This window comes from Kitasatospora sp. NPDC059648 (assembly GCF_042734825.1).
GTDB lineage: Bacteria > Actinomycetota > Actinomycetes > Streptomycetales > Streptomycetaceae > Kitasatospora.
On record NZ_JBHWDU010000060.1, the window covers coordinates 1 to 21386 of the forward strand.

Annotated in this window: 18 protein-coding genes and 2 pseudogenes; 11 read left to right on the forward strand and 9 right to left on the reverse strand. The window is 74.1% G+C overall.

The window, feature by feature from the left end:
- Positions 1 to 191 precede the first annotated feature (191 nt).
- Positions 192 to 1751 carry a hypothetical protein gene (locus ACFV1W_RS28235; protein WP_380420058.1) on the reverse strand — a complete coding sequence of 520 codons (1560 nt, stop codon included), beginning with the start codon at positions 1749 to 1751 and terminating at the stop codon, positions 192 to 194.
- 293 nt (positions 1752 to 2044) lie between these two features.
- Here ACFV1W_RS28235 and ACFV1W_RS28240 point away from each other — a divergent pair, with 293 nt between their 5' ends.
- Both ACFV1W_RS28240 and ACFV1W_RS28245 read left to right on the forward strand, forming a co-directional pair.
- Positions 2045 to 3406 (forward strand): FAD-dependent oxidoreductase, encoded by a 1362-nt coding sequence (locus ACFV1W_RS28240; protein ID WP_380420059.1) that lies wholly within the window; start codon positions 2045 to 2047, stop codon positions 3404 to 3406.
- A gap of 219 nt (positions 3407 to 3625) precedes the next feature.
- On the forward strand, positions 3626 to 5227 hold the full coding sequence (locus ACFV1W_RS28245; protein WP_380420060.1) for an ABC-F family ATP-binding cassette domain-containing protein: 1602 nt from the start codon (positions 3626 to 3628) through the stop codon (positions 5225 to 5227).
- A 386-nt stretch (positions 5228 to 5613) separates the two neighbouring features.
- On the opposite strand, the pseudogene ACFV1W_RS28250 reads toward ACFV1W_RS28245, so the two are convergent.
- Positions 5614 to 5751, reverse strand: a pseudogene (locus ACFV1W_RS28250) (IS5/IS1182 family transposase); the annotation flags it as partial.
- 325 nt (positions 5752 to 6076) lie between these two features.
- Here ACFV1W_RS28250 and ACFV1W_RS28255 point away from each other — a divergent pair.
- The gene (locus ACFV1W_RS28255) at positions 6077 to 6646 is read left to right on the forward strand and encodes a hypothetical protein (RefSeq protein WP_380420061.1); all 570 of its coding nucleotides are present in this window, start codon (positions 6077 to 6079) and stop codon (positions 6644 to 6646) included.
- Between the two features lie 343 nt (positions 6647 to 6989).
- On the opposite strand, the gene ACFV1W_RS28260 is transcribed toward ACFV1W_RS28255, so the two are convergent.
- The 3 genes and pseudogenes from ACFV1W_RS28260 to ACFV1W_RS28270 form a co-directional block, all read right to left on the reverse strand.
- A complete protein-coding gene (locus ACFV1W_RS28260; protein ID WP_380420062.1) occupies positions 6990 to 7484 on the reverse strand; it encodes a hypothetical protein in 495 nt (164 codons plus the stop codon).
- A gap of 167 nt (positions 7485 to 7651) precedes the next feature.
- A pseudogene (locus tag ACFV1W_RS28265) lies at positions 7652 to 8122 on the reverse strand (methyltransferase domain-containing protein); the annotation flags it as partial.
- 114 nt (positions 8123 to 8236) lie between these two features.
- A complete protein-coding gene (locus ACFV1W_RS28270; RefSeq protein WP_380420063.1) occupies positions 8237 to 8887 on the reverse strand; it encodes a hypothetical protein in 651 nt (216 codons plus the stop codon).
- A gap of 84 nt (positions 8888 to 8971) precedes the next feature.
- Between ACFV1W_RS28270 and ACFV1W_RS28275 the strand changes: the two genes are divergently transcribed.
- Together ACFV1W_RS28275 and ACFV1W_RS28280 are read left to right on the forward strand one after the other, a co-directional pair.
- Positions 8972 to 9517, forward strand: a complete 546-nt coding sequence (locus tag ACFV1W_RS28275; RefSeq protein ID WP_380420064.1) for a hypothetical protein — start codon at positions 8972 to 8974, stop codon at positions 9515 to 9517.
- Positions 9514 to 10287 (forward strand): class I SAM-dependent methyltransferase, encoded by a 774-nt coding sequence (locus ACFV1W_RS28280; RefSeq protein ID WP_380420065.1) that lies wholly within the window; start codon positions 9514 to 9516, stop codon positions 10285 to 10287. Before ACFV1W_RS28275 ends, ACFV1W_RS28280 begins: the two co-directional genes overlap by 4 nt.
- Before the next feature lie 670 nt (positions 10288 to 10957).
- Here ACFV1W_RS28280 and ACFV1W_RS28285 read toward each other — a convergent pair.
- From ACFV1W_RS28285 to ACFV1W_RS28300, 4 genes are all read right to left on the reverse strand, one after another.
- Entirely contained in the window at positions 10958 to 12187 is a 1230-nt protein-coding gene (locus tag ACFV1W_RS28285; protein ID WP_380420066.1) for a glycosyltransferase, read from the reverse strand.
- Positions 12184 to 12981, reverse strand: coding sequence for a MerR family transcriptional regulator (locus ACFV1W_RS28290; protein WP_380420067.1), 798 nt, complete (start codon positions 12979 to 12981; stop codon positions 12184 to 12186). Before ACFV1W_RS28290 ends, ACFV1W_RS28285 begins: the two co-directional genes overlap by 4 nt.
- A gap of 177 nt (positions 12982 to 13158) precedes the next feature.
- The gene (locus ACFV1W_RS28295) at positions 13159 to 14283 is read right to left on the reverse strand and encodes a DUF6745 domain-containing protein (protein ID WP_380420068.1); all 1125 of its coding nucleotides are present in this window, start codon (positions 14281 to 14283) and stop codon (positions 13159 to 13161) included.
- Between the two features lie 160 nt (positions 14284 to 14443).
- Positions 14444 to 14770, reverse strand: coding sequence for a hypothetical protein (locus ACFV1W_RS28300; protein ID WP_380420069.1), 327 nt, complete (start codon positions 14768 to 14770; stop codon positions 14444 to 14446).
- 203 nt (positions 14771 to 14973) lie between these two features.
- Here ACFV1W_RS28300 and ACFV1W_RS28305 point away from each other — a divergent pair, with 203 nt between their 5' ends.
- Genes ACFV1W_RS28305 through ACFV1W_RS28330 form a run of 6 tightly spaced genes read left to right on the forward strand, consistent with a single transcriptional unit; the run spans position 14974 to position 21295 of the window.
- Positions 14974 to 15951 carry an STM4015 family protein gene (locus ACFV1W_RS28305; protein ID WP_380420070.1) on the forward strand — a complete coding sequence of 326 codons (978 nt, stop codon included), beginning with the start codon at positions 14974 to 14976 and terminating at the stop codon, positions 15949 to 15951.
- 59 nt (positions 15952 to 16010) lie between these two features.
- Positions 16011 to 16979 carry an STM4015 family protein gene (locus ACFV1W_RS28310; protein ID WP_380420071.1) on the forward strand — a complete coding sequence of 323 codons (969 nt, stop codon included), beginning with the start codon at positions 16011 to 16013 and terminating at the stop codon, positions 16977 to 16979.
- Positions 16980 to 16993: 14 nt separating this feature from the next.
- Positions 16994 to 18115 carry an STM4014 family protein gene (locus ACFV1W_RS28315; RefSeq protein ID WP_380420072.1) on the forward strand — a complete coding sequence of 374 codons (1122 nt, stop codon included), beginning with the start codon at positions 16994 to 16996 and terminating at the stop codon, positions 18113 to 18115.
- A gap of 59 nt (positions 18116 to 18174) precedes the next feature.
- Entirely contained in the window at positions 18175 to 19023 is an 849-nt protein-coding gene (locus ACFV1W_RS28320; RefSeq protein WP_380420102.1) for an STM4013/SEN3800 family hydrolase, read from the forward strand.
- Entirely contained in the window at positions 19020 to 20351 is a 1332-nt protein-coding gene (locus ACFV1W_RS28325) for an STM4012 family radical SAM protein (RefSeq protein ID WP_380420073.1), read from the forward strand. The genes ACFV1W_RS28320 and ACFV1W_RS28325 overlap by 4 nt, the downstream gene beginning before the upstream one ends.
- Before the next feature lie 11 nt (positions 20352 to 20362).
- Positions 20363 to 21295 carry an STM4011 family radical SAM protein gene (locus ACFV1W_RS28330; RefSeq protein WP_380420074.1) on the forward strand — a complete coding sequence of 311 codons (933 nt, stop codon included), beginning with the start codon at positions 20363 to 20365 and terminating at the stop codon, positions 21293 to 21295.
- Positions 21296 to 21386: the final 91 nt, after the last annotated feature.

The window sequence follows — 21386 nt, forward strand, 5'->3', positions numbered from 1 at the left end:
TTTGCGCGGGTCCGTATGGGTTTTTTCACAACCGGCCCCACGGGGGGGGTTCCCCCGGTTGGGGGGGGGCCCCCCGGGGGGCCCGGGGGGCTACCCGCCGACCGCCCCCGGGCCCGCCCTCCGCGTTCCCGCTTTCCGGACTTCCAGTCACCGGGCCGACCCGACCCGAGCCGACCGACGACGGACCGGCGCTACCGGTACTCGCGCAGCCGCGGCCGCACCCCCAGCGCGGTCAGCCCCAGCGCCACCGCCAGCACCGCTCCGGCCAGGGCCGCCGTGCCGCCGTCGAGGTCGCCGTCGGTCGCCGAGACCGCCGCGTCCATCGCCGTCCGGTTCACCGTGATGGTCTCCTCCATGGCCGCGCTCAACTGCCCGAACTCGTAGTTGGACTGCCCCTTGCCGAGCCCGGTGTTGAGCGTGATCGCCTCCTTGAGCTTCCCCGCGTCGTGCAGGTCCCGCATCCGGCGGTCGATCACCTGGTACTCCTGGAAGGCGCCCAGGACCCGCTCGGCGGCCTCCTGTTCGCCGGGGAAGGTGATGTTGCGCAGCTCGCTGCCCAGGAAGCCGCCGAACGGGACGGCGGAACGGTCCGCCCGGTGCCGGTTGAGGGCGTCCTGCAGTCGGGAGCCGTAGCTGCCCGTTGTGGTCGCGCCGTCGAGCTCGACCACGGCCTGGCTCTGCTCCAGGTAGGCCTGCTCCCACACGGCCGCGCGCCCCGGGTCGATCAGGTAACGGCTCTCGTCGGCGTTCATGTCGTACGCGACGGCGCGGGCCCGGCTGAGTGCGATCACCGAGTCGTAGGCGTTGCTCTTGGCGGTCACCAGGTGGTCCTCGGTGCGGCTCACCAGGTGCAGCCCGGTCACCAGCGCCACGCCGGTCAACAGCGTGGCGGCCGCCAGCACGGGGTTGAGCACCCGGCGGTGGCGCAAGGCCAGCACCCGCTGGAGCCCGAACAGCGCTGCGAGGGCGAGCAGCCCGACGACGAGCAGCCACCACCAGCCGCTGCCCAGGGCGGCGCGCTGCTGGGCGTAGACCTGGTCGACCGTGGCCTCGTTGGCGGCCGTGACCTGGTCGGCGGCGGGCAGCAGTTGGTTGCGCAGCAGGTCGGAGGCCTGCCGGTAGGCGTCCAGGGCGGCGGGCGAGGGTCGGCCGGCCGGGGCCCCTGCCTGTTCCTCCAGCAGCTGGGCGCGGGCCACCAGTGCCTCGTAGCTGCCGAGCCGGCCGAGCACCAACTGGACGGCGCGCTGCCCGGCCGGGTCGTCGGCGGCGGACTGGGCGGCCTGCTGGAGGTCGTCGTCGGCCTCGTTGCGGCGCTGCTCGTAGGTGTCGAGGGTCTGCTTGCGCAGCGTGGTGTAGTCCTGGTCGTCACCGACCAGCAGCAGGTTGGCGGCCTGGGCGTCCATGTCGCTGAGCGCGAAGTAGAGGTCGGCGGCGCGGGTGGCCTGCGGGGCGGCGCGGTGGCCGATGGTGTCGGTGCCGTCGCGGGCGCCGGCGAGGACGGCGGTGGCGGTGGCGCCGAGGCCGACCAGGGCGGCCAGGCTCAACGCGGTGAGGCCGCGGACCAGGCGCGGGGTGGTCCAGTGGGCGCGGCTCGCGACCCTCCGGAGGCCCCGGCCGAGTCGGGCCCGGTATCCGGAGGGAACCCGCGGCCCGGCTGCTGGTCCGGAGCCGTCGTCCCCTCCCGCGGCCCCTCCCTCCGAGGTGGCCGAGGTGGCCGAGGCAGCCGATCCGCCCGCTGTCGAGGTGGTCATGAGGACACGTCCCTTTCCCCCGTCGCACGGCCTGCCGGGGCCCCGGGGTGGGGCCGGACACAGAACCGTTTCTCTCCGCCGCGCGACGCTATTGCCCGCCACGTGCGGCAGGGCGCTCCCTGACGCCTTCTTGACGGCGTCGGCCGCCCTTCTTGACGCTTCCTTAGCGTCGGCCGGAGGAGTGCGCGCACATGCCCTCGGGCCCGTGACGGCGTCAACCCGCTTGCTCCGCCGGAACGTTCGTCCAGCTGGCGCGATTACGGACGGGCGCCGCCACCACTACGCTACGTCGCATGACTTCTTCGGAGACGGCCCCCGGGTGGGGCACGGCGGTGGTGATCGGCGGCGGGCTTGCCGGTGCGGTGGCGGCGTGGGCACTGCGGGGCTTCGCCGAGCGGATCGTCGTGGTGGAGCGGGACCGGTACCCGGACGGGCCGGCGTTCCGCGCCGGGGTGCCACAGGGGCGGCACGCGCACCTGGTGCTGGAGGCCGGCCACCGGGCGCTGGAGGAGCTGATGCCCGGGATCAACCAGGAGTTGACGGCCGCGGGCGCACACCGGGTGTCCACCTCGGGTGACCTCAAGTGGCTCAGCCCGGCCGGGTGGATGATCGACTACCCCGCCCGGATGTCCTTCCTCTCCTGCACCCGCCCGGTACTGGACAAGCTGGTGCTGGACCGGGTCCGCACCGAGCCGTCGATCGAGTTCCTGGAGGGCACCGACGTCGTCGGCCTGCTCGGCTCCGCGCGGACGGTGACCGGGGTGAAGGTCCGCGAACGGGGCGCCGAGCGCGGCTCGGAGAGCGGCTCGGAGCGCGGTGAAGTGCGGGAGGTCCCCGCCGAGTTGGTGATCGACGCCTCCGGCCGCTCGACCTCCGTGCCGAAGTGGCTCGCCGAACTGGGCTGCCGCCCGGTGCCCGAGGAGCGGGTGGACGCGGGTGTCGCCTACGCCTCCCGGCTGTTCCACCGGCCGTCCGGTGTCGACCTCGGCCACCAGGCGATCTACCTGCAGACCAAGGCCCCGGACGAGCCGCGGATGGGCGTGCTGCTGCCGGTGGAGGGTGACCGCTGGATCGTCAGCCTGGCCGGGATGCGCGGCGCCGAACCGGAGCCCGGCGAGGAGGGCTTCACCAAGCACCTCTCCCGGCTGCGCGACCCCGGCCTGCGGGAGATGCTGGGGGACGCCGAACCGGCGGGCGAGGTGCGCGGCTTCCTCCCCGGCCCGGGCGTGCGGCGGCACTACGAGCGCAGCTCCCCCGAGGGCCTGGTGGCGGTCGGCGACGCCGCCAGCACCTTCAACCCGGTGTACGGCCAGGGCGTCACCGTCTCGCTGTTCTGCGCCCAGGTGCTGCGCCGTACGGCCGTGCGGCACGGCGACATCGGGTCCGCCACGGCCCGGGACGCCCGGCGGGAGATCGCGGCGGTGTCCAAGAACGCGTGGATGATGTCCTGCGCCGAGGACGTCCGCTTCGCCGCCACCACGGGCGGCCCCACCGGAGCCCTGATCAGGCTCCAGCACCGCTACCTGGACAGGGTGCTGCACGGCGCGACCCGCAACCCCGAGGTCACGGCGGCGTTCCACGAGGTGCTGTCCCTGGTCGCGCCGCCGACCCGGCTGTTCCACCCCTCGGTGGTGGCCGCCGTCCTGCGAGCCTGACGGCCGTCCCGCACCTCCGGCGCGGGGTGGCGCGCCGGCCCCGCCGCCGGTGCGCCACCCCCTACGCCACGGCCCGCCCCGGGCGCTCCCGTTAATTCGGATGCGTCCGTTCCGGCCGGCCGCTAGCCTGGCCGACATGTCTACGCCCCGAATTTCCTAGCTGACGGACCCGCCTCCACGCCACCCGTGTGTCCGTTAGCTGTTTCGGAGCGTTATTCCATGATCACCACCCGTGGTGTCGACGTACGCGTCGGCGCCCGCCTGCTGCTGTCCGACGTCACCCTGCACATCGCCCCCGGCGACCGGATCGGCCTGGTCGGCCGCAACGGCGCCGGAAAGACCACCCTGCTCGCCACCCTCGCCGGGCAGCTGCCGCCCGCCGCCGGGACGGTCACCCGGACCGGCCCGGTCGGCTACCTCCCGCAGGACTCCCGCGCCGCCGACCCGGCCGTCACCGTCACCGACCGCATCCTGTCCGCCCGCGGTCTGGACGCCGCCGTGCGCGCGCTGCACGCCGCCGAGGAGGCGATGGCCCTGGCCGGCTCCCCGGCCGAGGAGCGCCGGGCGATGGACGCCTACGCGCGCGCCGACGCCCGGTTCCAGTCCCGGGGCGGCTACGCGGCCGAGGCCGAGGCCGCCCGGGTCGCGGCCGGGCTCGGGCTGCCCAGCCGGGTGATGGACTCCCCCGTCGGCACGCTGTCCGGCGGCCAGCGCCGCCGGGTCGAGCTGGCCCGCATCCTGTTCGCCGACCACGGCACCCTGCTACTGGACGAGCCCACCAACCACCTGGACGCCGACTCGATCGCCTGGCTGCGCGGGTTCCTCGCCGCCCACCAGGGCGGGCTGGTCCTGATCAGCCACGACCTCGGCCTGCTGGCGGACACCGTCAACCGGGTCTTCCACCTGGACCCCCAGCGCGCCGTGATCGACGTCCACAACACCGACTGGCCGGCCTACCTGGCCCAGCGCGCGGCCGACGAGCGCCGTCGCACCCGGGAGCGGGCCAACGCCGAGCGCAAGGCCGCCGCCCTGCACGCCCAGGCAGACCGGATGCGGTCCAACGTCGCCACCGCGACCACCGCCCGCAGCATGGCCCGCCGCGCCGACCGGATGCTCGCCGAGCTCGAACCGGTCCGGCAGGCCGAGCGCACCGCCCGCATCCGGCTGCCGGAGCCGGCGCCCTGCGGCCGGATGCCGCTCGGCGCGATCAGCCTCGCCAAGGCCTACGGCGGCCGGGCGGTGCTGAGCGGCCTGGACCTCGCGGTGGACCGCGGCAGCCGGCTGGTGGTGCTCGGCCTCAACGGCGCCGGCAAGACCACCCTGCTGCGCGTCCTGGCCGGCCACGAGCAGCCCGACTCGGGCCGGGTCGTCCCCGGCGCCGGCCTGCGGCTCGGCTACTTCGCCCAGGAGCACGACACCCTGGACCCTGTGCTCAGCGTCCGCGACAACCTCGCCCTGGCCGCGCCCGGCCTGACCGACGGTGAGCTGCGGACCGTGCTCGGCGCGTTCCTGTTCCGCGGCGACGACGCCGACAAACCCGCGGGCGTCCTGTCCGGCGGGGAGAAGACCCGGCTGGCCCTGGCCGCGCTGGTCCACTCCGGGGCCAACGTGCTGCTCCTGGACGAGCCGACCAACAACCTGGACCCGGCCTCCCGGGCGGAGGTCCTGGCCGCGGTCGGCACCTACCCGGGGGCGATCGTGATGGTCACCCACGATCCGGGTGCCATCGAGGCCCTGCGGCCGGACCGGGTCCTGCTGCTGCCGGACGGCGACGAGGACCTCTGGCACGACGAGTACCTGGACCTGGTCGCGCAGGCCTGACGTCCCGCTCGGCCCGCCGGCCACCCCGGCGGACCGAGCGGCAGGCAGGGCATGGGGCGGAACGGCGTCGGTCTCGCCACTCGGGCCGACGTCTTCATGAGTCCGAAGGCCGTCCTGCTGGGCGCGCACCGACCGGCTCGGCCTCTACGAGGGGAGCCCGCTCGACGGGATCGAGGCACCGCAGGACGCCCCGAAGCGGGCAGTGATCACGTCCGTCCCCCGGTTGCACCGGATCCGGGATGCGGGCGACGACACGTTCCGCCTGGTCACCGACGTGATGAGCGGTTGTGGTCTGTACAACGGCGGAACGTACGCGATCAACATCAACAACATCGTCGCCGACGTCTACCGCGTCACCGAGCAGGTCAACCAGGCCCCTCGGAATTACGCCCCCCTGCAGCACCGCAAGGCCGGCGAGCTGGCACGTACGGAGCCGTGGACGGGCGTCTTCGCAGGTAGGAACGATTGGCCTTCGATGAGCAGGCCCTGTCCGCGGCCACCGCGCCAGGGCCGGTGCGCGGCCGGGCGATCCGGCGAACTGGCCGACCGTCATTCCGGCCCGGCTTCCGCCACGGAATACCGGGATCGGCCGAATGAGTGAGGAGGGGTCAAGAAATGTCCAGGGCGGCCGGTGCGATCCGTCAACTCCGTTGCCAGTTTGCCTATTTGACAAACAAGGTGGACCGTCTCAGGCCGGCTCCGGCACTGGCCTCAAGGGCCCGCCTGACACTCATTTAGTCGTGCCCGTCAGCCATTTGGCGGCGCATTGATATGACAGCCAATTAGGCAGTCGATACGTTCATTCATGTCGGCGCCAAGCCGATTCAGTCCAGAAACAGGAGAGGGTCCATGAACAAGATGACCACCGCCATTGCCCTCGCGGCGTCGGCGGCCGTGGCCGTGACCGGTATCAGCTACGCGTCGGCCGCTTCCGAGCCCGTGGCGAAGGCGGCCCCGGTCGTCCAGGAGGCCGCCCCGGCGGCCGCTCCCGCCCTGGCTCCGCTCGACGGCGGCACGAAGGGCAACGAGGGCAAGGGCAACGAGGGCAAGGGCAACGAGGGCCGGGAGCGTCACGAGCGTCACGAGCGTCACGAGCACCGGGGCGTCATCCACGTGAACGAGCGGACGTACTCCGCCGACGACTTCGGCTGCATCACCGTGGTCAGCGGCCTGGGCGCCAAGTCGCTCAACGTCCGCAACGACAGCCACCGGACCGTCGAGGTCTTCAGCGGAGCGGTCTGCGACAACGGCGCCCCCATCGCCACCGTCGGGCCGCACAGCGCCAGCGACGGCGTGCACCCGAAGCGCGTGCACGAGGGTGTCGAGGTCGACGACGGCGTCGTCGGCAGCTTCCGGGTCGTGCGCCACGACTTCGGCTTCGGCGAGCGAGGCGAGCGAGGCGAGCGAGGCGAGAAGTAAGAACTGACTCCAACGGCATAATCCGGCGCCCCGGCCCGCCGCAATCGGGCCGGGGCACGACATCTGCATCCTTCCACAGGTCCCTGCAGTCCGCCCCGCGATGATGTCCGCCGGGACGGCGCAACAGGGACCACCCCATGATCCGACCTCGAACAACACCCACCCGATCCCCCCGCCCGGAACCAACCGAGCGGGGGCCTTTTCTGGAGCGGATGCGCTCGGACCGCGTTCTGCGCAGGGCATGCCTCCCCGGCTTACGGACAACAGCGGCCGACCGCCCCGGTGCCGGTGTCGGTCTGGCCACACCCGCTCCGGTCGAGGACGCGGTTCCCCGAACGCCTGCTCAGTCGAAGCTGACCTCGGTGAAGCAGCAACCTCCGCGCTCGGCGGCGGACAGCACCTGGACCGGCGTGAGCCGCGGGGCATGGCGGAAGTACTGGCGGAAGCCCGACGCGCGGAACTTCAGGTCGAATGCATGGCCTTGGATGTGCCACTGCGGCCAGTCCTGCTTGCCGTCGTCCGGCGCCAGCCGGTGTACCTCGTCGATCTCCAGCTCCGGGTGCATGCCTTTGAAACCGAGGTCGCCCTCCAGGTCCCAGACGTCCTCGAAGACGAGCGTCGCAGGGGCGATCCAGAAGGAGAAGTTCTCGGCCGGCTTGACCGGGTGGACCCAGCGGACGATGTAGTCGAGGTCGAGCAGAAGCCGCGGCAGGATGTCGTCCGTCTGTTGCAGGCACAGACCGTGGATGGTGGCGTCGTGCCAGCCCATCTCCTCGAAGTCGGCATCGCTCCAGACGCTCTTCGAGAGACCTGACTCCTGGTGGCTGCCGCTGTTCACATCCACATCCAACCAGACCGTGCGTCTCCAACCTGTCACGGGTCGGCTGTGCACGTCGTCGTCGAGCGCGGGCCAGGCCGCGACGCCGGTTGACCTCGGGTGAGTCGGCGGGCCATGCTGCCGATCACCGCCGAGCGGATCATGGTCTCCGGGTGGTCGGGCTGGTCTCGAAGTCCCTCTGGGCGGCGGCCCTCGCGCGCCTCGGGCTGCGGCCCGAGGAAGCACTCGACCAGTTCGAACACCGGTGTCGGGCCCACGTGCTGGGCGACATACGTGCCGCCGGGCCGCAGCACCCGGGCGATCTCCGACCAGAAGGCCCGCACCGGATGCCGGCTACTGACCAGGTCGAAGGCCTCGTCCGCGAAGGGCAGCGGCGGCTCGTCCAGGTCGGCGACCACCACCGCACCCCGCGGGTACACCCAGTCGGTGGCCCTGGCCAGGTTGGGCGACCAGGACTCGGTGGCCGCCAGCACCGGTGGGCGGGCGCCCTGCCGCAAGGCGGCCGCGAGCACCTCGTCGCAGCCGGTCTGGATGCCCAGGGACGCCGTCGCCGAGCCCAGCCGCTCGGCCAGCAGCCGCTGGTAGCCCGAGGAGGGGCGGTCCTCGGTGCCTCGACCGTCCAGCCAGGAGAAGTCCCAGGACCAGCTCCAGGCCGTGGTGGTAGCAGAGGTCGTATCCGGCGGCCAGCCGCAGTTCGCCCGGGCGCCAGGAGTAGACGTCCCAGTCCCACCAGGACCCCTCCGGCAGCTCGATCACTCCGGCCACCGCGCCGCACCCTCCGCCGCCCCCACGACGGCCGGGTGGCGAACGGCCTCCAGAGCGGTGTCGTCGAGCAGTTCGGCGATCAGGGCGGACGGGCCGAAGACCTCGGTGGCGCTGAGGTCCCAGTTGGTGAGGACGAACCATGAGCGGTCCGAGGGCCACCAGTGCGCGGGGAACTGGCCTCCATCCGGCCAGGCGTCGTGGTGGGCCGCCGCCTCGTCCAAGCGGCCGCGGTGGGCCGTAACCGGCCGCAGGAGGTCCTCGATCGCGGCCGAGGCGAAGCGGCAGTCCGTCGCCGGCCCGTCCGCACTGTGCCGGGCCAGCACCTCCACCAGCCGCACGAGGCAGTCGCGGTCCGGCTCCCCGATCCGCGGGGGCTCGACCTCTCCCGCGAGGGCCGCGGGCCCGTCGAACACCAGGTGCGACAGGGTGAACGGCCAGTCGGCGAGCCGCCGCCCGGCTCCGGCCAGCGCCTCGGCCCAGCGCACCGGCCGCCCGTCCACCCGCAGCGTGTGCAGCACCCAGCAGCGGTCGGCGAAGCCCTGACCGGGCCCGTGCGGCTCATAGCCGAGCACGGCCTCCCCCGCCTCCAGCAGCGGGCGCAGCCCGTCCAACTGGTCCCCGTCCGGCATCCGTTCCACGGGCCGCCCCCTTCCTCCGGTTCCGGAACCGCGGCCTCGAAAACCGGCACTCCGTGTTGGCACGTCCGGGCGAGGATAGCCGCCATGACGAACGAACAGACCGGCGAGCCGCTCGGCTACGGCGTCGTCGCCAACGTCGCCCGGGAGACGGCACACGGCGAGGGCGGCCTTGAGATCCGCCAGGGCCTCAAGCACTTCGGCCCCGGGGTCAAACTGTGGATCGCCCCGCCGCGCTGGCACTACCGGGGCAACGCCGTGGTGGTCGGACGCCACCGGGGCAACGGCCGCCGCTACGTCACGCTCGTCACCGGGCTCCGCTTCCTGGAGAACTTCCGCGCCCGCGCCGTCCACAGCCCCGCCCTGCTGCGTGCCCTGTCCCGCCCGGAGCCGGGCTTCGAGCAGCACGGCGGGCTCTGGGCGCTTGAGGAGGCCGAGGCGTACGCCGAGTTCCACAACACCCACCGGCTGAAGATCCGGACCGACGGGCCCGACCGGGTTCCCGGTCTGGTGTCGGACCCACCGCCGATGGAACTGGTGCTCCAGGACACCACCTTCCACCTCGCCCACTTCAACGCCTATGTCGCCCGCTACTCCTCCCAACCCCCACCCGCGGAGGTTCCGACGCCGTGACCCGATCCGCCCTCGGCCGCTTCTACGACGATTTCGCCGACGACTACCACCTGCTCTACGCCGACTGGGACGCCTCGCTCACCCGGCAGGGCGCCGCGCTGGACGCCCTGATCCGCGCGCGTCTGGGGCCGGGCCCGGCCGGGGTGCTGGACTGCGCCTGCGGCATCGGCACCCAGGCGATCGGTCTGGCCGCGCTCGGGCACCCGGTCACCGGCACCGACCTCAGCCCGGTGGCCGCCGCCCGCGCCACCGCCGAGGCCGCCGGGCGCGGGCTGCGGCTGCCCACGGCGGCCGCCGACATGCGCCGGCTCCCCTTCCCGGACGGGCGCTTCGACGTCGTGGTGTGCGCCGACAACGCGCTGCCCCACCTGCTCACGGCCGAGGACGTCCGCGCCGCGCTGGGCGAGATGCGCCGGGTCCTGCGACCGGGCGGCCTGCTGCTGGTCTCCACCCGGCCGTACGACGCGCTGCGCCGCGACCGTCCGGCCTCCACCCCGTCGCAGACCACCGCGCGGGACGGCCTGCGGTCGGTCATCTTCCAGCTCTGGCACTGGCATGAGGACGGCGAGCGGTACGACCTGGAGCTGTTCCGGCTGCTGCCGGACGACGCCGGGCAGTGGCAGGTCGCGGTCCACCGCTCCAGCTACTGGGCGCTGAGCCGGGCGCAGTTGAGCGCATTCGCCGCCGAGGCGGGCCTCGTCGAGGCCGGCTGGGAGCAGCCCGCCGACACCGGTTTCTTCCAGCCCCTCCTGATCGCCCGGGCGCCCTGACCTGCCGCTACTCACCGCGCAACCCCGCCGGCCTGCCTCCTCGGAGGCGGCGGGACGTTTTCACGCCCTTCGTTTTGCCGGTCCGTGTTAACCACCACCCTGTTACCCCTGCTGCTCGAACTCGCCCTGCCGCTCGGCGTCTACTACGGGCTGCGCCTCGCGGGCGTCGACCAGTGGTGGTCCCTGCTCTCGTCGGCCGCGGTACCGGCGGCCGCCGTCGTCATCCGCCTGATCCGTCCCCAGCGCCCCGACTTCCTCGCCCTGCTGATCCCCAGCATGACCGCGCCGCCCTCGGCGCCACCACCTACCGGGTGGCGGGGCCCGGGAGGTGCTCGCCGCCGTAGACCGCATCAACCGGGCCGGACTGTCCGGGCGCGGCTACCACGAGGAGTTCCTCGCGCTCGGTCGCCGCACCGCCCGGGGTGCGGCGTCAGCCCGGCGGGCAGGCCAGCTCTCCGGGCCCGGGACGGCTACCTGCACGCCGCCGGGTACCTCTCGTTCGCGCGGCGAGCTCGGGCTGGCCGCCCATCTCACCTCGCCAGGGCGCCGGCGGCCAATGCGCTCCGACGGCGCCACAGCTGCGGGACACCGTGGCGCTCGACTGGCTGGAGCACACCCTGGCCCGACGGCGCGAGGTGACGGCAGGGGGTGAAGGAGCGTCCGTTCGGCCTCAGCGCCGCGGCGGCACCGGCAGCTCCGCCACCGCCTGCACGACCCGCGCCGCACCGTCCTCCCCCGCCATCCTGCGGGCCACCGACTCCGCCCGGTCCCGGTACGACCGGTCCTCGACGGCCTGCCGGACGGCCTCGCCCAGTCGGGCCGCGGTCAGCGCGGCGAACGGTATCGGGCCGGTGGCCGCGCCGAGCCGCGTGATCCGGCCCGCCCAGAACGGCTGGTCGGCCGCCACAGGTACCGGGACGCTCGGCACGCCCGCGCGCAGGGTCGCGGCCGCCGTCCCGGCGCCCGCGTGGTGGACCACGGCAGCCATCCGCGGGAACAGGTGGGAGTGCGGCAGCTCACCGATGGTCAGCACGTCGTCCTCCCGCGAACCGAGCCCGCTCCAGCCGGACTGCAGCACACCGCGCACCCTCGCGCGCCGCAGTGCCTCGACCGCGAGCCCGCTGAGCCGCTCGCCCTGGCCGGCCGCCATGCTGCCGAACCCGATGAACACCGGCGGCGGCCCGGCTCGCAGGAAGTCCTCGACCTCCGCCGGGAGCCGGTAGTCGGCCGCGACGTGCGGCCACCAGTTGCCGACCACCGCCAGCCCCCGCCGCCAGTCGGCCGGGCGCGGCACCAGCGCGGAACTGAACCCGTGCAGGATCGGCCAGTCGGCGCGTTCCACCGCCCGCCGGCGCGCCGTCTGGGAGTGTCCGGGCAAGCCCAGCCGCATCCGCAGTCGCCGGGCCGCCCCGGCGTGCAGCCGGTCCACCACCCGCTGGCCGAGCTCGCCCGCCGCCCGGTTGCCCCAACGGCCGAGCGAGCGCCCCGGACCGACGACGGGCGGGAACTCCCCGGTCGGCAGGGTGGGTTGGAGGTAGACACCGATGCTCGGCACCTCCATCGCCTCGGCCAGGTGCCAGCCGAGCGGAGCCGTCGTCGTGGCGAGCAACAGCAGGTCGGCACCGGGAGCGGCCGCGTCGGCGAGCCCGTCGCCGAGCCGCTCCACGAAGGCCGCGGCTCGCGCCAGGAGTGAGGAGCGCCCCTCGTTCCCCTCCGACGCCCCGCCCCGGGGGTCGACCGGCAGCGAACGGAACGTGAGGCCGCTGCCGCTCACCAGTTCACGGAAGGCCTCCGGCGCGGCGAGGGCGACCTCGTGACCCTCGCCACGGAGCCGAACCCCGAGCCCGGTGTACGGGGCGACATCGCCGTACGAGCCCGCCGCCATGATGAGGATCCTCATCGCGCCGCCTCCGGGCCGCTCGCCCCCGCACGCCGCTCGGCGTTGGCAGCGATGGCGCTGCGAAGGTAGGCGGCGAGTCCGGGGCGCTGCTCGGCCGGTGGCACCACGAGGGCGAAGGCCCGGGCGTCCGCCTCGTAGTCGTCGGCGATCCGGCGGTGCATCTCGGGCGGACAGGGCGTGAACCAGCGGGCGATGTGCCGACGGTGCTCCTCGGCGAGGTCCAGCACCTCCCGGTGGTCGGCGGGCAGGCCCTGGTCGAAGGCGGCGAGCAACCGCCCGCGCCAGTCGGCGGCTTCGGCCATCAGGCGCCTCCAGTCCTCCTTCGTGTGGCCGGCGGCGCGGGCCAGGGCTTCCCGGTGGCCCTCCTGGTCCCCCCACTTGAGGTGGGCGTCGGCGGCGTAGCTGAGGTCGAAGACGACGTCGCCGAAGACCTCGAACCGTTCCTCCGGGGAGAGTTCGATCCCGGTGCGCTGGACCTCGATCGCCCGTTCCGCGACGTCCACCAGCTTCTGCAGCCGCGCGATCTGCTCGGTGAGCGCGTCGCGCCGGGCGAGCAGGTGGTCCAGCGCGTTGGCGAGCGGGTCGGCCAGGATCGTGGCGATCTCGTCGAGCGGGAAGCCGAGTTCCCGGTAGAAGAGGATCTGCTGGAGCCTGGTGAGGTCCGCCGCGTTGTAGAGCCGGTAACCGGCCGGACTGCGTTCGCTGGGCGAGAGCAGCCCGGACCGGTCGTAGTGGTGCAGGGTCCGCACCGTGACTCCGGCGAATCCGGAGACCTGTCCGACCGACCAGCTCATGGTGTCCTCCTGGTGATCCGTGCATCCTCGTACCCGCGCGTCCGTGCGTCCGTGCGTCGAGCTGCGGCCGCCCGGTGCGCCGCGCCCCACCGTGCGGCCTGACGTGGGGTGAGGGTCAACCCGCGCAGCCTCGGCCCGTACCGGGCGTCGGATGCCGGATGCCGGGTGCCGGGCCGGTCAGGTCTCGCGCTGCGGGTGGTACGCGGTCTCGGGTATGCCGAAGGTCCAGGCGACCCCGGCCCGGGCGGTGCGGGTGCTCGGGGGCACGCGCAGCCAGTAGGTGCGGAAGGTGCCGTCGGGCTCGGGGGTGGAGTTGACCACCTCGACCATCACCACCGGTTCGTCGTCGGGCAGCACGATCCGCCACAGCACGCCCGTCTCGTCGCGGTGGACGGGCTCGGCGCCGGAGTCGGCGAGGTACCGCTCGTAGCCGTAGTGCTCCAGCAGGACGCGGCGGAGTTCGGCGTTCTCCTCGGTGCGGACCCGGTCGGCCGTCACCTCGCCCAGGCCCGCCAGGAACTCGGCGGGCACGGGCATCCCGCGCCAGGCGTGCAGGGCGAAGCCGTCGGCGTACTCCAGGGCCGGGCCGTCCGCCCGGTCGAGCCGCCCTGCCTCGTCCCGGTGCAGGGCCACCGGCCGTTCGGAGAGCAGCACCGCGCCCTGGTACGGCCACCACCAGCCGGCCTCCCGCGCCACCTCGGCGAGCGGCGCGACGGCCTCGGCGCCCGCTCCGGCGGCGTCGAAGGCGGCGAACCAGGGCGCGTCGTGCTGGCCGCGCACGGCGTCCAGCAGGGCGAGCCGGACGGCGGTGCGGCGGGCTCGGGCGGCGGTGCGGCGGGCTCGGGCGGCGGCCGCCGCGTCGTCGGAGGCCTCCCCGCGGTCCGCCTCGGGCGCGAGCCGGTCGAGCACGGCGTTGCGCACGCGGTCGGCCAGCGGCGTGGTGACCGGACCGAGTTCGCCGCCGGTGAGCGCCCAGTGCGCCGCCCACCCGGTCGCGCCGACCCGCTCGACGGCCTGCCGCCGAGCCTCCTCCCACGGCCGGGTGCGGACCGCCTCGCGCACACTCACCGCGCCGTCGGCCCGCAGCTCCAGCGCCGCCTCGGCCGCCTGGAGCGGCGAAGCGAACCAGTGCACGGCCGCGGGTTCGGCCAGCCCGGCCGCCCGGTAGGCGGCTCGGACCGCACGCTCGACCGCCGCCCGGTCGGCCGGCCCGGTGGCCGCCGCGGCCGCCCGCCAGCGCGCCGTCACCCCGGCGGCACCGGCTGCCGCCACCGTCGCATCGTCACGGATCACCGTCTCCATCGTCTGCTCCGTCCTCCGGCCCGGCGCCCCACCCGGCCGTCCTTTCCGTTCCCGTTCCTGCCACGCGGGCCCGCGCCCGCCACCGATGCCCTCGAGCCGGTCCCGCTCGGTCCACTCGGTCCACTCGGTCCAGTCAGTCCAGTCGGTCCGCTCAGCCCGCTCAGTCCGCGACGACACGCACCGCGCCCGGAACGTACTCGCGCTGGCGGATCACCCGGTACCACCCCTTGGGCAGTGGTATCGCCGCGTGCTCCTCGTGCACCACCCGGCCGCCCTCCGGCAGGTGCAGCCAGGCCTCGCCGAACGGCCCCGCCTCCCGGCGCAGTTCGCCGGGGCCGACCACGGCGTGGGCGTGGCCGGTGACCTCGCCGAGGGCGAGCACCATCCGCCCCCGAGCGTCCCGGGGCTGCGTGGCCAGCCCGGCCACCCGGAGCGGCACCACCGCCTCCCCGACCGGCACGATCAGCACATCGCCCTGGCGGTACATCAGTTCTCCCTCGCCGTACGACCGGACCCCGGCGGGCACCGGAACCCATGGTTCCGCCGTGCCGGACACGGTCACGCTCCGGAGCCACGACCTGAACGTAGGGCAAGGGTCTGACAACGCACCCTGGCCACCACCCGGCCGCCAGGCTGTCAGTCGCGACTGGTAGAGAGTCGTTCGACCCGATCCTTCCGGAGGAGCAGCGCATGACCGTCAACCAGCACGTGGAGCAGTTCCACGGTCTCCCGGTCTTCGACTTCGTCCACGCCCTGCAGGAGGCCGAGGCGTCCGGCGAAGCGGGGGCCGCCCGGCTGCCGGAGGCCGCCGCCGTCGCGTGGCGGATCGCGCTCGAGTACGAGTCCGAGCAGAGCTGGGTCGAGCGCTGGCAGCAGTTCCTCGACGCCGTCGACACCGAGCGGGTCACCGCCCTGGTGATCGGCCAGTGGGCGCCGGACGAGCCGGACTCCTTCCGGGAGCCGCTGGACGCGGTCGTCGCCGCGGCCCCCCGGCTGCCCGCCCTGCGCGCGCTGTTCGCCGGCGACATCACCTACGAGGAGTGCGAGATCTCCTGGATCCAGCAGTGCGACGTGACGCCGCTGCTGACGGCGTTCCCGGAGCTGACCGAGCTGGTGGTGCGCGGTGCCTCGGAGGACTGGAACGGCGAGGGCGGCCTCGCCCTGGAACCGCTGCGGCACGAGGCGCTGAAGGCCCTGCGCTTCGAGGCCGGCGGCCTGCCCGCCCCGGTCGTCCGCTCGGTGGCCGCCTGCGACTTCCCCGCCCTGGAGCGGCTGGAGCTCTGGCTGGGGGTGGACAGCTACGGCGGGGACGCCACGGTGGGCGACCTCGCGCCCTTCCTGGACGGCTCGCACCTGCCCAAGCTGCGCCACCTCGGCCTGCAGAACAGCGAGTTCCAGGACGAGATCGCCGCCGCCCTCGCCCACGCCCCGGTGGTCGCCCGGCTGGAGTCGCTCAGCCTGTCCATGGGCGTGCTGACCGACCAGGGCGCGACCGCCCTGCTGGAGGGCCAGCCGCTCACCCACCTGCGAGCCCTCGACCTGCACCACCACTACCTCACCGAGGAGATGCAGCAGCGCCTGCGCCAGGCCCTGCCCGGCGTCGAGCTCGACCTCTCCGAGCCGGGCAAGCCCGACGACCGGTGGCGCTACGTCGCCGTGGCTGAGTAGCCCCGAGCCCCGCCCCGCCACCGCGTCCGCCCTCCCCACCGCACCCGCCAGGACCCGACATGACGGTCTCGCACCACCTCGAACGCTTCCACGAGCTGCCGATCCACGACTTCGCCCCCGACGCCGCACCCGACGCGGCATCCACCGAGGCACCCGCCGCCCGGCCGCGCCCCGCCGCCGACACCGTCGCCTGGCGCCTCTCCGTCGACTGGGACACCAAGCAGGACTTCGACCACGTCTGGCGGTCCTTCCTCCGGTCCGTCGACCCGGCCGAGGTCCGCGCCCTGGTGATCGGCCCGTGGTGGGACCACCGCGGTTACGTCTCCGTCCGCGCCACGATGGAGACGATCACCGCCGCGGCCGACCGTCTGCCCGCCCTGGAGGCGCTCTTCCTCGGCGACGTCACCTTCGACGAGTGCGAGATCTCCTGGATGGAGATGGACGACGTCACCCCGCTGCTGACCGCCCTCCCCCAGCTCACCTCGCTGGCCGTGCGCGGCGGCATGGACCTCGCCCTGCAACCGGTGCGGCACGAGCGGCTCAGGGCCCTGCGCTTCGAGTCCGGCGGCCTGCCGGCCACGGTGGTGCGCGCGGTGTCCGGCTCCGAACTGCCCGCGCTGGAGCGGCTGGAACTGTGGCTCGGCGTGGACGAGTACGGCGGCGACACCACGCTCGACGACCTCGCACCCTTCCTGGACGGCTCGCGCCTGCCGAAGCTGCGCCACCTCGGCCTGCAGAACAGCGAGTTCCAGGACGAGATCGCCGCCGCCCTCGCCCACGCCCCGGTGGTCGCCCGGCTGGAGTCGCTCGGCCTGTCCATGGGCGTGCTGAGCGACGAGGGCGCGACCGCCCTGCTGGAGGGCCAGCCGCTCACCCACCTGCGAGCCCTCGACCTGCACCACCACTACCTCACCGAGGAGATGCAGCAGCGCCTGCGCCAGGCCCTGCCCGGTGTGGAACTCGACCTCTCGGAGGCCGAGGACGCGGGCGAGGACGACGAGGACCGCTACGTCGCGGTCGCCGAGTAGGCGGTGACGACCCGATGACGCCGCAGCTGACCGTCCTCGGCAACCCCGGGCACCGGCGGGTGACGCTGTTCGCCGCCGCCGCTCGCGCCGCCGGCCTGCCCGAGCCCGCCGTCCTGCCCTGGCTGGACGTGCTGCGCGGCGGGTACCGGCTGCCCGAGGGCACCCTGCTGCGCATCGAGTCGCCCGGCGAGGAGCCCCTGGTCGACGAGCTGCTGCGCGGCCCGGCCCTAGGCTCCGGCTACGCGCCGACCCGGGTCGAGGGCACGGCCGCCTGGTACGCGGGGGTGCTGGCCGCCCTGCGCGGGCTGGCCGCGCGCCCGGGCGTACGGCTCCTCGGCGATCCGGAGGAGATCGCCGTGATGTTCGACAAGCGTCGGACACACACGCTGCTCGCCGAAGCCGGGGTGCCGGTGCCCCGGGCGCTCGGCGGCGGGGTCTCCGGCTGGGAGCAGTTGCGCGGCCGGCTCGCGGAGGCCGGCCTGCGGCGGGTCTTCGTCAAGCCCGCACACGGTTCCTCCGCCTCCGGGGTGATGGCGCTGGAGTTCGGCCCGCGCGGACGGCTGCTGGCGACCACCTCGGTCGAGCTGGCCGACGGCCGGCTGCACAACTCGCTGCGGGTGCGCCGCTACCGCGACGAGCGGGACGTCGGCGCGATCGTCGACCGCCTGGCGCCGGACGGGCTGCACGTCGAGCAGTGGATCCCGAAGGCCTCCCAGGCCGGCCGCGCGGCGGACCTGCGCGTCGTGGTGGTGGCGGGGCGGGCCACCCACGCGGTGGTGCGCACCAGCACCCAGCCGATGACCAACCTGCACCTCGGCGGCGCCCGGGGCAGCCTCGACCTGGCCCGGGAGACGGCCGGCCCGGCCTGGCCGGCCCTGCTGGAGACGGCCGAGCGGGCAGCGGCCTGCTTCCCCGGCTCGCCGATGGTCGGCGTGGACGTCCTGCCCACGGCCTGCTGGCGGCGCGCCCTGGTCGGCGAGGTGAACGCCTTCGGCGACCTGCTCCCCAACCTCACCGGCCTGCCCGGCGGGCCGGCCGAGGGCCTCGACACCTACGGCGCCCAGCTCGCCGCCCTGAGCTCCACGGCGGGCACCACTGTCCAGCCGCACCACCAGACCATGGAACCAGCCCGATGAACCACCAGAACCACCAGAACCACCGGCCCGCGCCCGAGACGACCGCTCCGAACCCCGACATGAACGCGGTCGTGGGCAGCCACGACCTGCTGCTCGTCACCCTCGACACCCTGCGCTTCGACGTCGCCGAGGAGTTGGCCGCGGCCGGCCGCATCCCCCACCTCGCCGCGTTCCTCCCCCACGGCCGCTGGGAGCGCCGGCACGCGCCCGGCAGCTTCACCTACGCCTCCCACCAGGCGATCCTGGCCGGCTTCCTGCCTACCCCGGCTTCCCCGGGCGGCCCCCACCCGCGCCTGTTCGCGGCCCGTTTCGCCGGCTCGGAGAGCACGGCCACCCGCACCTGGGTGTTCGACGCACCCGACCTGCCGACCGCCCTGGGCGCAGCCGGGTACCGGACGGTCTGCATCGGCGGCGTCGGCTTCTTCAACAAGCAGGGCCCGCTCGGCTCCGTGCTGCCCGGCTTGTTCCAGGAGAGCCACTGGGAGCCCTCGATGGGCGTGGCCTCCCCGACGTCCTTCGAGGAGCAGGTCGCCCGCGCCGAGCGGGTCGCCGCCGAACAGCCCGCCGACCAGCCGCTGTTCCTGTTCCTGAACGTCTCGGCCCTGCACCAGCCCAACTGGTTCCACCTGCCCGGCGCCACCCGCGAGCACGGCGACTCCAGGGCCAGCCACGCCGCCGCCCTGGAATACGTGGACGCCCACATCGGCCGGCTGTTCGCGGCGATGAGTACCCGCCGCCCCTGCTTCGCCGTGATCTGCTCCGACCACGGCACCGCGTACGGCGAGGACGGCTACACCGGGCACCGGATCGGCCACGAGGTGGTGTGGACCGTCCCGTACGCCCACTTCACCATCCCCGCCCGCACCCCAACGGACGCCACGGCCACCGCCACCGAGGAGCGCGTATGACCACCGCACCCCCGCTCCCCGACTCGCCGTACCAGTCGTACGTCTACGCCTACCCGCACAAGACCGCGTACCGCCCGCTGCCCGAGCGCCCGCTGCTGAGCGAGCTGTGGGCCGGGGAGCCGCAGCACACCCTCTCGCTCTACCTGCACGTCCCGTTCTGCGAGGTCCGCTGCGGCTTCTGCAACCTGTTCACCCGGATCGGCAGTCCCGAGGGGCTGACCACCGCCTACCTGGACGCCCTGGACCGCCAGGCGGGCGCCGTGCGCTCGGCGCTCGACGAGGGCGCCCGGTTCGCCCTGGCCGCGTTCGGCGGCGGCACGCCCACCTACCTGACGGCCGCCGAGCTGGAGCGGCTGTGCGACATAGCCGAGCAGCGGATGGGCGCCGACCTGCGCGCGGTCCCGCTCTCGGTGGAGGCCTCGCCCGCCACCGCGACCGCCGACCGGCTCGACGTGCTGGCCGCCCGGGGCACCACCCGGCTGAGCCTGGGCGTGCAGTCCTTCGACGACACCGAGGCCCGCTCGGCCGTCCGCCCGCAGAAGCGGGCCGAGGTGGAGGCCGCCCTCGGCCGGATCCGCGCCGCCGGCATCCCGGTGCTGAACATCGACCTCATCTACGGCATCGACGGCCAGACCGAGGCGAGTTGGCTGCGCTCGCTGGACGCCGCGCTGCTCTGGCGGCCCGAGGAGCTGTACCTCTACCCGCTGTACGTCCGCCCGCTGACCGGTCTGGCCCGACGCGGCGAGCAGGAGGGCCCCGCCGCCTGGGACGCCCGCCGGCTCGCCCTCTACCGGGCCGGCCGCGACCACCTGCTGGCCAACGGCTACGAGCAGGTGTCGATGCGGATGTTCCGCCGCGCGGCCTCCCCGCAGGCCGGCGCGAGCGAGTACGCCTGCCAGACCGACGGCATGGTGGGCCTCGGCTGCGGCGCCCGCTCGTACACCTCGCGGCTGCACTACTCCTTCGACTACGCGGTCAACGCCACCGAGGTGCGCGGCATCATCGACGACTACGTCGCCACCGAGGACTTCCACCGCGCCGAGGTGGGCCACTGGATGGCCGGCGAGGAGCCGCGCCGCCGCCACCTCGTCCAGTCGCTGCTCCAGGCCGAGGGCATGCCGCTGGCCGACTACCGCGCCCGCTTCGGCAGTTCACCGGGCGAGGACTTCGCGGCGGAGCTGGCCGGGTTCGCCGAACGCGGCTGGCTCGCCGACGATCCGGAGCGGCTGCGGCTCACCCCCGAGGGCCTGGCGCACTCGGACGCCGTTGGGCCGCTGCTGTTCTCGCCCGAGGTCCGGGGCCTGATGGCGGCCTACGAGGTGAAATGACCTTCCTCGGCATGCCCTCGACCGCCCCCGCCGCGCCCGCCGCCTCCGGCGCCCCCGCCGTCGACGGGGAGCAGGCGCGGGACCTCACCCTGCTCTACCGCGGCCCGCTCGCCTCCTGCGACTACGACTGCCCCTACTGCCCGTTCGCCAAGCGCCACGACTCGCCCCGGCAACTGCGGGCCGACCGGGCGGCGTTGGAGCGCTTCACGGCCTGGGCCGCCGGGCGCGCGGGCACCGGTGACACCCTGTCGCTGCTGTTCACCCCCTGGGGCGAGGGCCTGGTCCGCTCCTGGTACCGCCGGGCGCTGGTCGAGCTGAGCCTGCTCCCGCACGTGCGCCGGGTCGCGATCCAGACCAACCTGAGCTGCCGCACCGACTGGCTCGCCGGGGCCGACCTCGGCACCCTGGCCCTGTGGGTCACCTACCACCCGGGCCAGGTACCGTACGACCGCTTCCTCGCCAAGTGCCGCGACCTGGACGCGCTCGGCGTGCGGTACAGCGTGGGCGTGGTCGGCCAGCCGGAGCACCTCGCCGAGGCGCGGCGGCTGCGCGCGGCACTCGCCCCCGACGTCTACCTGTGGATCAACGCCGCCGAGGGCCGCAGCTACACCGATGCCGAGGCCGCCCTCTGGACAGCCCTGGACCCGCACTTCGGCTACAGCCGGCACGCCCACCCGAGCGCCGGTCTGCCCTGCCGCACCGGCGAGTCGGTGCTGTCGGTGGACGGCGACGGCACGGTGCGCCGCTGCCACTTCGTCCGGGACGCTCTCGGCAACCTCTACGACGGCAGCTACCGCGCCCAGCTGCGGCCGCGCACCTGCCCGCTGCCGGTGTGCGACTGCCACATCGGCTACGTCCACCTGGAGACGCTGCCGTTGTACGAACTGTTCGGCGCGGGCGTCCTGGAACGGGTCCCGGAGGTACCGCGGGCGAACGAACGATAAGCGGTTGCGAACCGACCACTGCGCGTGACAGCGTACGAACCAGCCGCCTGGTTCACGGACAGCGAGGGCAGCAGCGCATCAGCCAGTAGCG